Source organism: Silvanigrella aquatica (assembly GCF_001907975.1).
Taxonomy (GTDB): domain Bacteria; phylum Bdellovibrionota_B; class Oligoflexia; order Silvanigrellales; family Silvanigrellaceae; genus Silvanigrella; species Silvanigrella aquatica.
In genome coordinates this window covers 515782-528681 of the sequence record NZ_CP017834.1, presented here as the reverse complement: position 1 = coordinate 528681, position 12900 = coordinate 515782, and the positions used below count along the sequence as shown (strand labels likewise).

Here is a 12900-nt window from a genome sequence, read left to right as displayed (position 1 = left end):
AAGATTACAAAAACAGAGTGCGGTTCCCTTGACCTAGAATAGAGTCTCTTTACAGAGAACTCGAAATTCCTAGAAAGGAGGTGATCCAGCCGCAGGTTCCCCTACGGCTACCTTGTTACGACTTAACCCCAATCATCGCACAAGCCTTGGCAGGCTGCCCCCTTACGGTTAGCCCACCTGCTTCTGGCTTATGCAACTTTCGTGGTTTGACGGGCGGTGTGTACAAGGCCCGGGAACGTATTCACCGCAGCCTGATGATCTGCGATTACTAGAGATTCCAACTTCATGTGGTCGAGTTGCAGACCACAATCCGAACTGAGACCATGTTTTTGCGTTTGGCTCCACCTCTCGGCTTTGCTTCGCTTTGTCTTGGCCATTGTAGTACGTGTGTAGCCCTGGATGTAAGGGCCATGAGGACTTGACGTCATCCCCACCTTCCTCCGGTTTATCACCGGCAGTACCCCTATAGTTGCCAACTTAATGATGCCAAATAAGGGAAAGGGTTGCGCTCGTTGCGGGACTTAACCCAACATCTCACGACACGAGCTGACGACAGCCATGCAGCACCTGTATCCGTGTGTATTGCTACTATTACGCATCTCTGCGCTTTTCACGGTATGTCAAACCCAGGTAAGGTTCTTCGCGTTGCTTCGAATTAAACCACATACTCCACCTCTTGTGCGGGCCCCCGTCAATTCCTTTGAGTTTTAGTCTTGCGACCGTACTCCCCAGGCGGATAACTTAGCGCGTGGGCTACGGTACTGGAGGGGTCAACTCCCCCAACACCTAGTTATCATCGTTTACGGCGTGGACTACCAGGGTATCTAATCCTGTTTGCTCCCCACGCTTTCGTTCCTCAGCGTCAGTATTCGGCCAGGTGGTCGCCTTCGCCTCCGGTGTTCCTGCTGATCTCTACGGATGTCACTCCTACACCAGCAATTCCACCACCCTCTCCGAAACTCAAGAAACACAGTCTCAAATGCACGTCCCAGGTTAAGCCTGGGGATTTCACACTTGACTTGCATTCCCGCCTACGAACCCTTTACGCCCAGTAATTCCGAACAACGCTCGCACCCTTCGTATTACCGCGGCTGCTGGCACGAAGTTTGCCGGTGCTTCTTCTTTTGGTACCATCAAAGAACTGCTTTATTAAAACAACTCCCCTTCTTCCCAACCGAAAGAGCTTTACAACCCGAAGGCCTTCATCACTCACGCGGCGTTGCTGCGTCAGGGTTTCCCCCATTGCGCAATATTCCCCACTGCTGCCTCCCGTAGGAGTCTGGGCCGTGTCTCAGTCCCAGTGTGGCTGATCGTCCTCTCAGACCAGCTATCCATCTTCGCCTTGGTGGGCTGTTACCCCGCCAACTAGCTAATGGAACATGGGCTCATCTTTCGGCTGCCGGCCCGAAGGTCCCGGCATTTCCAGCATCGCTGCTGCTTACGCGGTCTTAGCTACAGTTTCCCGTAGTTATCCCCCTCCAAAAGGCAGATTCCCATGCATTACTCACCCGTGCGCCACTAAGGTATTGCTACCTCCGTTCGACTTGCATGTGTTAGGCACGCCGCCAGCGTTCGTTCTGAGCCAGGATCAAACTCTTAGCTCTAATTTACTTACGTTGAACTATTTCTAGTCCCACGATTTTTTTACTATCTTGACGGTTCTTTTACGGAACCTTAACAACCTCTTCTTAAAAACTTTTACATTCCTAATCCAACGTTGCTCGGGAACCGCACTCTGTTTTTGCTTTCTTCTCTTGTCAAATTACTACACCGTTGATTGGTGGCGGGGGCAGGACTTGAACCTGCGGCCTTCGGGTTATGAGCCCGACGAGATACCAACTTCTCCACCCCGCGTCGTCATCAGTGGTGAAAGGGGTTCTACATGTCGGTGGCGATACTGTCAAGCAACTTCATACATTTTTTAATAAAATAAAAAGGTCACTGCATTAGTGCACATAAAAAAAGGTTTATTTTAATATTAAAATAAAAAATATTAAAATAAACCTAAAAAAACCATTTAGAAAACAAAAATAAAGCTTTCAAAATCTGAAATACTTTAAGCGTTCTCAACTACATTGGCTAACTTTTGACGTAAAAAGTTAGGCAATGCAAAAGCGCCACGATGAATGTCAACATTGTAATATTTTGAAGCTTTTTCAATAGCACGCGCTCTTTCAAGGTCTATTTTATGAAAAGGGTGCTGATTGTCGCTTGCAAAGCCCCAAGACCAAAAACCGTACGGGTACGAAGGAATGGATCCCACCATGGAATAGACAGAAGTAAAGGCGTCTTTTAAATTGCCATAAACCTTAGCAAGATCGAATTTATTTTCCCAAGGAGACTCACATTGCGCCATAACAATCCCACCTGGAGCTAAAATGCGTTTCACTTCTCTATAAAACTCACCTGAAAACAGCCCTACGCCAGGCCCAATAGGGTCGGTAGAGTCAACAATAACAATATCGAACACTCCCGCAGCACTTTTTTTAACGAACTCAACACCATCACCAATATGAACTTTAGCCCTAGGATGATTCAACCCAAATGCAAGAGCAGGAAAAAACTGTCTTGCCGCTTCCACAACTTCTCCATCAATTTCACAAAGCACAGCCTCTTCGACGCAGTCGTGTCTAAGAACTTCACGTAAGGTTCCACCATCACCACCACCAATAACAAGAACCCTCTTAGGATTAGGATGCACGAGCAAAGGCACATGAGAAATCATTTCATGATACACAAACTCATCTCTATCAGAGCACATCATGAGCCCGTCTAGAGTAAGCACTCTGCCGAAACCGGTAGATTCAAAAACATCAACACGCTGAAAGGGGCTTTGACTTGAGTGCAAAACTTTTTTGACGTGAAGTCCAAATGAAACTTCGTCATTATGGCGTTCTTGATACCAAAGATCGAGTGGAGAATTATTGTCAGAATCAGATTCAAGCATGTATGGTATTTTTTTAGAAAACATTTATATTTCCTTTTATGTTAAGGGCGAGGATCCGAAAAAGAGTCCTTTGCTACTGCAAATAGCACTAATGAAGCAATGAGTCTACGAAAATGAACCAACGAAAAGTCTCAAAAAGAAATGAATCTGCCACAAATTTATCAAACGAAAGTAATGCAAAAAATTTAAACAAAACAACATTGCAAGACACACAAGTTGAAATCGTTTCTAGATTTTTAGCAAATACGAAAATAACGATCGTGGGCGGAGGTGGCATTGCCGCGACCGAATTGCCTAAATTAGCACGGGAATTAAGAAGGCATGGAGCTGAAGTCCATTTTTGTGTCACGGAAAATTGTTTAAAATTTATTGGCATAGAAAGTTTAAGATGGGCGAGCTCGAATGAAGTTGTCGTAAATCCCTCAGGCCTTGCTGAGCATATTTGCACATCTGACGCACTTGTTATATCACCCGCAACCGCTGATGTCATATCAAAAGCAAGTAATGGCATTTGTTCCGATGGTGCCACAACACTCATACAAAGCGCACTAGGCATGAGAAAAACAATTATTTTCTGCCCTACGATGCATGAAAGCCTTGCCTTTTCTCCTATTATTGAAGAAAATAAAAATAAACTTAAAAGTATGGATGGCGTATTTTTTACGCTCCCCAGAAGCGAAGAGGGCAAGGAAAAACTTCCCTTACCAGAAATACTTGCTATAAATATTGCTCATATTATTAATAAAAGAAAATTATATTTTAATGATTCCATAAAAACGATTGTTACTTTAGGCGGAACCAGAACAATGATAGATCCCGTCCGCTGTATCACAAATTTATCAACAGGATCTCTCGGGATTCAAGTTGCTAAAACGTTTTATGCCATGGGAATAGAATTGACTTTACTATGCGCACAAACGAATAAGTCTATACCTGAATATGACAATCAAGAAATTGTTTCTTTACCTAATTATCAGGATATGTACGAATATTTAAATAATATTAATGCAAGTAAATACGAAGGAATTATTCACTTACTAGCGGGTTCCGATTTTACCCCTAAAAAAACTTCCAAGTCAAAAATATCAAGCAAACAAGATTCGTTAAATATTGAGCTTATTAAGACAAAAAAAATATTAGATATGGAACATTTATCAAAAATTCCTTTTAAAGCAGCAGCAAAATTAACATCTGATAATAGTTTAGAAAGTCTAAATATTGCAAAAGATTTGCTAAATAAAAAATCATTGAACGCAATCCTGCATAATGACTCTAGCACAGCATGGAATAAAACCCAGACTCATCCTGGGACATTTTTAAGTATTTATAATAATGAAGGAATTAGTGTACAAGGAAATCAAGAAATTTCACAGCAGTTTTATTTATCATTTCAAAATTATTTATTAAATAAGAAAAGAATGACATCATAATATTGAATTTTAAAATATAATATTTAAAAACAAGATCACTAGGAATATACATTATGCTATTAACTCAAAAAAAATCTCAAGATATGAATAATCCTGAGCCTAAAAATATTTTAAGAGGAATTTACACTTGGTCTAATGTTATATTTTTAAGTGTTTTTTTTTCATCGATAATTATAATATTATTTCCATTTGTATATCTCTTTGACAGACAAAGACACTCTTTGCATAAATTAGCTACTTATTGGGCTCTTTCGATCAAAAATTTAAATCCCTGGTGGGAGTTTAAAATCAAAGGAAAGGACAATCTTGCTAAAAAGAATGAAGTTGTTGTCTACGTAGCAAATCATCAGAGTCAAGCGGATATCCTTGCGCTTTTTATATTGTCAACACGATTTCGTTGGCTTGCAAAAGCATCTCTTTTTAAAATTCCCTTTTTTGGTTGGGGCATGACAGCCGTGGGCTATGTACCCGTCGAACGCGGGAGCAAGTCAAGCAGTGAAAAAAGTTTAAAACTTTCGGCACAGCATTTAAAAAACGGGACTCCCATGCTTTTTTTTCCAGAAGGAACTCGCAGCAAAACAGGAGCTCTCGGCGAATTTAAAACAGGAGCATTTCGACTCTCGAAATCTTTAAATGTTCCCATTGTACCCATCACAGTTCAGGGATGTGCGGATATGTTACCTAAAGGATCCATATGGCCTCGTGTAAATAAGGTAACCATAACTGTACATCCTAAAATTTATCCGGACGATTTAACTGCAGCTGAATTAATGCTACAAGCAAAAGAAGCAATTTCGTCAAAACTAAGATAGGGATATGCATTATTATGAGTTTCAAAAGATTTTTTCTAATTTCATGTGCCACCGCACTCATTACAGCTTGTCAATCATACACTCAAGAAAATCAAAAAATTCGCAACGACTTATATGTTGGAAAATATAAAGAAGCCGCTACAAAATTAGATGAAAGCAGCCTCTCTACTGAAGGAAGAAATTTTGCTCTCTTTGGTATGGAAAAAGGAATGCTTTTATATTTGCAAGGAGAGTATCCTAACGCTGTAAAAAGCTGGGTGCAATCGGACAAAAAATTAGATGATCTTTACACAACAAGTATATCAAAAACCACAGCAAGTTTTGTAATAAATGACTCTATGTCTGACTACACGGGAGAAGCTCACGAAAGAGTATTATTACCTTTATTTTCTTCAATCGCATTTTTTGCCAATAATGATCAAAACAATTCCACTGTCATGATCCGAAGAACATATGACATAAAAAAGGAATTGGAAGCGGAAAATTTAGGTGAAAATGTATTTAAATACGACGCCTTTTCTCATTACTTTTCGGGCATGGTATTTGAAACAAAAAAAGAATGGGATAATGCCATTATTGAATACAGAAATGCTTTAAACAATGTGCGCAGTGATTCAGCACAAAATAATGCTTTTAGGTCTGCAGAAATTCAAATATTAAAAGATATCGGTAGACTTGCCGAGTTTAGAAATCGAAGGGAGATTTTATCAGACATTCAAAAAAGTAACCCTAATTTAACATGGGAAAAACATAACGATCTGCTTAAAAAAAGCGAAGTTTTTGTTATATATGAATCAGGAAATTCACCCGTAAAAGTTCCAAAAGACATTGTATTACCAACTGGCCAAACAGTAGTAAGAATTTCATTTCCTGAATATAAAGATATTCATTATAAATCACACTCAGCTGAGATCTATATTAATGAAAAATCTATTGGTAAAACAGTGATTATGCAAGACATTGGAAAAATGGCGAAACAAGCTCTTGAAAACCGAAGAGTTCGTGATATTGCTAAAATTGCTGCTCGCGTCATTGCAAAAGATGTCGCGGCTCGAAAGCTAGGGGAACAAAATGCTTTAGCTGGTTTGGCTGCAAATATTTTTAGTATTGCGACAGAAACAGCAGATACAAGGAGCTGGACAACATTGCCCGATACCATTCAAGTTTTAAGAGTTTCCGTTCAACCAAATAAAGAGATCAAATTGGACTTAAAACCTGAATATAATTCCACAATAAATTATAAAATAAATCTAGCTCCCGGCGAGAAAAAATTAATTCGACTCAGAACTTTCAATTAGAATAATAAATGACATTGAGTAAATTATAACAAGGTAAAAAATTAAAATGGCTCTGCATAATCCCAAAAATATTTCTTCATTTAAATTATGGATTCAACAAATTGGGTTATGGCCTTCTCAATTTATGGTTTTTATAGCTGCTGTTTTAATATCTGTTCCATTATCGATATGTTTACTCAGTATCACTTCAGTCGTAATTCAAACAATTAATGCAAATCCAACAGATATTCCGTGGCAAAAACTTTTGGGAGATCAACTTGCTTTGTGGATTACTCCCCTCGTTGAAGGGACACAATTCGAAACTTCTATTCCACTTTCTTTTCAACAAAATTGGTTTGCAATTATATTCTTATCTCTAGCAATATCATATGGCTTTTTAAATTTTTATAGCGACTATTTATTAAGACATTTAGGCGAAAAACTCGCAAAAAAACTAAGAACAGATATTGCCACAAAATATCTTTCCTTAAACTATAATGCGGCAAATTCTGTTGATGCGGGACTATTAGCATCTATCGTGGGGGAAGACATAAGAGAAACACAACAAACATTTACAAGACTTATTAGCAGTTTAATAAAAGATGGTTTTACATCATTCATTTTATTAACATGGTTAATCATATTAGATGTGCAACTGTTTATCTTATTTCTTACTGTTTTAATCCCTGCAGGAATCGTACTTAGAGTAACAGGAAAAACACTTAAAAGACTTTCTAAACAAGGATTGCAGTTTGAAAGTGAATTATTAAGTGGAATTCTTGAAAGAATGCGGGGGTGGCAAACCATTCAAGTTCATAAAGCCATCCCTTTTGAAATTAATAAATTTAATAAAATTAATGATAAAATATACCACGTGTGGAGAAGAGCGACTCGTGCAAAATCCCTAGGCAGTCCTTTGGTAGAGTGGTTTGGCATTATTGCGGGAGCATTTATTATTATTGCTGCTCTCAGAAGAATTTCTAACGGATCGCTTGATAGTAATATTTTTATCAGCTTTATGCTTACAATTGCTTTATTATCCGATAAAATAAATAGAATGTCGAGTCAATTAAACTCCACTCGTAAAGGAACTGATGCTCTGCATCGCATTAGATTATTTTTATTAAATAACTTAGAAGAAAGAGATCGCTACTCCGAAATAAATTCTAAAGAAAAAATCAGCAAAATTGAATTTCGAAATCTTTCCATTGGAAATTTAGGTTCACAATGCCTTGCATCAAATATAAATATCACTTTAAAAAAAGGAGCCTTACTTGCCGTAGTAGGCCCTTCTGGAACAGGGAAAAGCACATTCATACGAACTATTTTAGGTGTGCAGCCTCCTTTTGAGGGGCAAATATTAATAAATTCTAAAGTAACAGATGAAATACTTTATCAACATATGGCTCATGAAATTTGTTTTATCCCACAAGAACCTTTTATATTCACGGGAACAATTTTTGAAAATATTGTATACCCTGAAAAAATTGATAATCCAAATGAGGAACAAATTAAATTAGCTTTAAAAGCATTACAACTAGCACAACTCGAAAAAGATTTATCAGAAAATATAAATGGCCTTTCAGGCGGTGAAAAGCAACGATTGATGTTTTCACGCATATTTTTCCATAAACCGAGTTTTATTGTTATTGATGAAGGAACAAGTGCCCTTGATGTTGGAAATGAATTAAAAATTATAGAAAACTTACGCTCACAGATCGCAGAATCAATAACAATTGTTATTGCCCATAGACCCGTAATCAAAGAATATGCTACTGATATATTGGATTTCTCAAAAACAAAGTCATCGCCCTTGCTCACAATTCCTAGCGATGCTTCAACGAAGGAAATTATATGAACGCATTGTCTTCAATTATAGCTGGAAAAAAAAATATGGGTTCATCCCATTTTAATTCGACAAATCCCGCAAATCGGGAAGATATTTTGGGTACTTTTGCCAATGCGACATTAGATGAGTGTCGCGAAGCTTGCTTAGCAGCACGCAAAGGTTTTGAGCAATGGAAAAAAACACCGGCACCTATTCGCGCAGGCATTATAGCAAATTTTGGTAAATTAATTGAAAAAAATAAAGAAGCCATTTCACAAGTTTTAACTCGCGAAATGGGTAAGCCTATAAAAGAAGCCCGTGGTGATGTCCAAGAGGCTATTGACACCTGTTACTTTTTCATTTCCGAAGGGAGAAGGCTTTATGGCCAAACCGTACCTAGTGAAATGGAAAATAAAGAATTATACACTTATAGAAGACCTATTGGTGTATTTGCTTGTATAACTGCTGGTAATTTTCCTTTTGCCGTACCCAGTTGGTACTTTATTCCCGCTTTAGTTTGCGGAAACACCTGTGTTTGGAAGCCTTCAGAAGACACACCCCGACTTTCCCTCATTTTTGCAGAACTTTTATATGCTGCAGGTGTTCCCAAAGACGTCTTTCATGTGGTTTTTGGATCGGGATCGGAGACAGGAGCCAACTTGGTTTCTTTAGTTAATGAAGGATTAATTGATAAAGTTGGATTTACAGGTAGCACAGAAGTCGGAAGAAAAATTGGTGAAATATGTGGCCGTAATCTTCAAACACCCTGCTTAGAACTGGGTGGAAAAAATCCTCTTGTTGTCATGCCCGATGCCAATTTAGATTTAGCTGTAAATGGGATTATTTGGTCTGGTTTTGGCACAGCGGGTCAGCGTTGTACCTCTTTAGGCAATTTAATTGTTCATAAATCGATTAAAGAACCCCTTATTAAAAAAATAATGGATAAAGTGGCTTCCATTCACATTGGAAATCCCAGCGAAGAAAATATTTTTTGCGGGCCTATGATGAGTGAAAGATTTTTAAAGAAACACCTTGAAAATTTAGACTCCCTTATTAAGCCTCACCATCGCCTCATTACATCTAAAAATGGTCAAATAACCGATCAAAATAAACCCGAAAGATTTAGTGGCAATGCTCAATTAGGATTTTACGCCCATCCTTCTATTGTAGATAATGTCAATGAAAACGACGCTATTTACTCTACTGAAACATTTGGACCTTTATTTAATATCTTGAGTTTTAGCGATCTCGACGAAGCTATTTATTTATCGAATAAAACAGGATATGGCTTAAGTTCTGCTATTTATACAGAAAATATTGAATCCTCTTATAAATTCCGCTCCGAAATTTCGGCGGGTATGACAAGTATCAACAACAGCACCACAGGAGCCGAAGCTCACTTACCTTTCGGTGGAAATGGAAAAAGTGGAAATGGCAGTAGACAATCAGGAATATGGGTTGTCGATCAATTTACGAAATGGCAAGCTGTAAATTGGGATGTGAGTGGCAAGCTCCAGCTTGCACAAATGGATACAAGTTATATCAACCCATCTGATTATGTTGTAAAAATTTGATTGACTCATCAGGCAATAATTCACCCGTAATAAGATAATACAGCATAATAAAATCAGTACGGGCAGGAGAGCGTTCATGCCAATTTTTCAAGATTTAAAACAATTTGTCCGCTCAGAGAACGCGCATACCCGCTATGCCGCAATTGAAAAACTCGCTAAAAATTTTCAATCTTGGCAAAGCAATTTGTTAATTTGGCAAATCATGGCACTGATTCCTACCAACGAAGAAAAATCAAAATTAGTACAGTCGATCAAACTGACAGAGAATCCTAGTAGTGCTTGGTCTATTGTCTCCTATTTCCTATTAAAAGAAACGGACGATAATGTTATAAGTAGTTGCATAGCAACAATATCTCATTCAAAAAGAACTGTTTTTTCAAAGAAGATCTCTGCTTTATTTGAAAAAAAATCTATTTCTCATAAAATTCTTTATTCACTTTATAATTATATAGAAGAAACAGGCGATGAGTTTCAGGCAAAATATTTAATAAATACTTTTCATAATGATCTTCCCGAGTTTTTACTTGCTAAAGGTTTTAATGCATTTTTAAAACTAGGATTAATAAATGCATCTGCTAAAAATATTGCTTTTCAAATAATTGAAAAGCAATATTCCTTTGATTTAGAAAAACCATCTCTTATATCAGCAATATTTTATTTAGGTTTTTCATGTGATAAAGAAGAATATAAAAAATTTATACAATTAAAAAATAATATTAAAAACCCTGAAATATTAAGATTACTTGAGCTTATTATGTCACGTATTTCAGAGCTTGAAAAACATAATTTCAACTATAAAGCAGCTGAAACCTTCATTGAAAGTTCACTCAATGAGGACAATCCTAGTTTTCTGGGTTATGGCGCCATTCCGCAAAGTCAATTAGAAATTGCTATTCATAATTTAGTTAAAAATTGTCCTTCAAAAAACAAAATAGAGTTAACAGCATCTATTTTAAAATTAAAAAATAAAAAATGTATCGATATTCTTGCCAATAATAAAGCAATAGGAATTCCTGAAATTGAATTAAATGGCAATAGAAATCTTGCGAAAATATGGATTAAAAACATACCTTATTTTGATAATACCTTTAAAAAATCTATACAAAATCCAAATTATTACAAAATTTGGCATTGTGACTCTAACGATTTAATGGCGCTTTTTTTAGATCACACCATATTATTTGAACCCTCAAAAAATTCTTGGCAAAAACTTTTTGAAATAAACTTTGATCATCAAATATTATTTAGCCAAATTATTGCTCTGGGTAATATTCCAGAAAACACCCTTGAACCTAAAATTATAATTCAATATGAAAATTTGATTCTTGAAAATTTAAAAAATTGTATCCAGACCTTAAAAAAAGAGGGCTATAGCAATAAAGAAGAATTTGTAGAAAAAGTTTATGCCGCTACAATCGGCTACCCCGTTTCTGCAAATTTTATGGGTGAATTGTATAAAGAAATGCCTTTTTCAGGAACAAGCTGGGCTTTTACTGCAATCGCATTAAGCGCGCCACGCCTTGATATTCATACCATTAGCCTTGCTATTCAAAGCGAATTGGAAACAATTCGACAAACTTTAATAAAAGGTAACATGGAAAAAGAAGAATATATTCTTGAAGTTACATCAAGATTTCAATCCATATTAGTTGGTGCCGATCGTTTTAAAATTCCGATTATGCAACCAACCTTATCTACATTAAAAGATATTTCTTTATTAATTCAAAATATACTAGATAAAACGTCACAAAGTGATGATGATATTGAAAATGAATCCTCCGATTGGAGTGGCAATGTTGTCGCTGACAGGCCGGTGTTACGTTGGGGAGCTATTTTACAAGTCTGTTTAAATACACATCTCAATTTGGAAGAAAAAGATTACTATGAAAAATTCATTCGCGAAGGATTGAGAGTCGCTCCCCATGTGGAAAAAAGATGGATTGTCCGCGCTCTTGTGAAACTAGATACAGACGATTCCATTAAAGCCATTTTATACCAAGCACTACAGCATATCGATACCGACTTTGTCGAACACACAATTATAGAACTGCTACGTTCGAAACATCCTCGCGCTCAACAAGCACTCATTCGTTCTATTTCTAAAAATAACATTTCGAATGCACTGAAAATAAAAATAATTAATGAAATTTCTTTAGAAAATCCTGAAGAAATTCTTCAAGAATTAAAAACCTTGCAATTAATGAGACACTCTGAAGAAGTGGATTTAGCACTTCAGGAAGCCATTCATAAAATATCTGCTTCCATTAAAACTCCAGAAAAAAACGATAAAGACAGTGAATCTAAAATTTCTTCATTGGATATTGATTTTATCATTAAATCATTTATTCCCTACTCAGATTTCTTATCTATTGATTCTAAAAGTGCATTGCGTACTGCTGAAATGATTTTAATTCAATCCAAAGAATGGGGTAACGAAGCCGTCGACTTAAGTCCTATAGTTAACATGCACTGTAAAGCGGTTGAGCTGACCATGCGCGACACTTTTGAAGCACAGACCGACGCCATCATCCGTCAAGGAGACCTTTCCAAAAAACTTGATATTCTGGGATACGGAAAAAGTCTTGTTGAAAAAATGACGATGTTTGAAGAATACATTGCCAACCTTCCCATCATTCGAACAATCCCTTATTTTAGTAAATTTAAATTGAGAAAAATGCTTCGTGCTATTTGCCTTTATCGCCCTGGAAAACGCTTTACATTGGACGGCCCCAAGGCATTTGCGCTGTTACTTTTAATTACAGCTCGCTCTGAATGCCAATTTCATTTAAATAAAATACTTCCTATTCATTTTAATAATGATTTTGAATTATTTGATTTTATTAAACTTGTTCATTCTTTACAGGACAGCCGTAACCGTGCTGTTCATGAGGGGCTCACCTGGGAAGCACGGGATGAAATTGAAACCATGCGTATGCAAGCCTATAAAATCATTTCAACTTGCCTTACAATTGGGAGAAGTCTTGAGTCACAGGTGAGTAAAAAGGGAGACTCCCCCATGGAGAGCTTATAAC

At 37.0% G+C, this 12900-nt stretch carries 7 protein-coding genes, 1 tRNA gene and 1 rRNA gene; 6 read left to right on the top strand and 3 right to left on the bottom strand.

Features of this window, described 5'->3' with window-relative positions; genetic code table 11:
- Positions 1 to 73: 73 nt before the first annotated feature.
- The 3 genes from AXG55_RS02265 to speE form a co-directional block, all read right to left on the bottom strand.
- Positions 74 to 1604: ribosomal RNA gene (locus AXG55_RS02265) — 16S ribosomal RNA — on the bottom strand.
- 174 nt (positions 1605 to 1778) lie between these two features.
- Positions 1779 to 1854, bottom strand: a tRNA-Met gene (locus AXG55_RS02260).
- Positions 1855 to 2056: 202 nt separating this feature from the next.
- A complete protein-coding gene (speE, locus tag AXG55_RS02255) occupies positions 2057 to 2971 on the bottom strand; it encodes a polyamine aminopropyltransferase (RefSeq protein ID WP_148696521.1) in 915 nt (304 codons plus the stop codon).
- Between the two features lie 89 nt (positions 2972 to 3060).
- On the opposite strand from speE, the gene AXG55_RS02250 reads away from it, so the two are divergent.
- The 6 genes from AXG55_RS02250 (at position 3061) to AXG55_RS14785 (ending at position 12899) form a co-directional block, all read left to right on the top strand.
- The gene (locus AXG55_RS02250; RefSeq protein ID WP_148696520.1) at positions 3061 to 4377 is read left to right on the top strand and encodes a phosphopantothenoylcysteine decarboxylase domain-containing protein; all 1317 of its coding nucleotides are present in this window, start codon (positions 3061 to 3063) and stop codon (positions 4375 to 4377) included.
- 53 nt (positions 4378 to 4430) lie between these two features.
- Complete coding sequence (locus tag AXG55_RS02245) at positions 4431 to 5189, top strand: lysophospholipid acyltransferase family protein (RefSeq protein WP_148696519.1); 759 nt, start codon at positions 4431 to 4433, stop codon at positions 5187 to 5189.
- A gap of 14 nt (positions 5190 to 5203) precedes the next feature.
- Positions 5204 to 6487 (top strand): COG3014 family protein, encoded by a 1284-nt coding sequence (locus AXG55_RS02240; protein ID WP_148696518.1) that lies wholly within the window; start codon positions 5204 to 5206, stop codon positions 6485 to 6487.
- Positions 6488 to 6533: 46 nt separating this feature from the next.
- Complete coding sequence (locus AXG55_RS02235) at positions 6534 to 8324, top strand: ABC transporter transmembrane domain-containing protein (RefSeq protein ID WP_148696517.1); 1791 nt, start codon at positions 6534 to 6536, stop codon at positions 8322 to 8324.
- A complete protein-coding gene (locus AXG55_RS02230) occupies positions 8321 to 9868 on the top strand; it encodes an aldehyde dehydrogenase family protein (protein ID WP_233231315.1) in 1548 nt (515 codons plus the stop codon). Before AXG55_RS02235 ends, AXG55_RS02230 begins: the two co-directional genes overlap by 4 nt.
- A gap of 76 nt (positions 9869 to 9944) precedes the next feature.
- Entirely contained in the window at positions 9945 to 12899 is a 2955-nt protein-coding gene (locus AXG55_RS14785; protein ID WP_233231314.1) for a hypothetical protein, read from the top strand.
- Position 12900 lies beyond the last annotated feature (1 nt).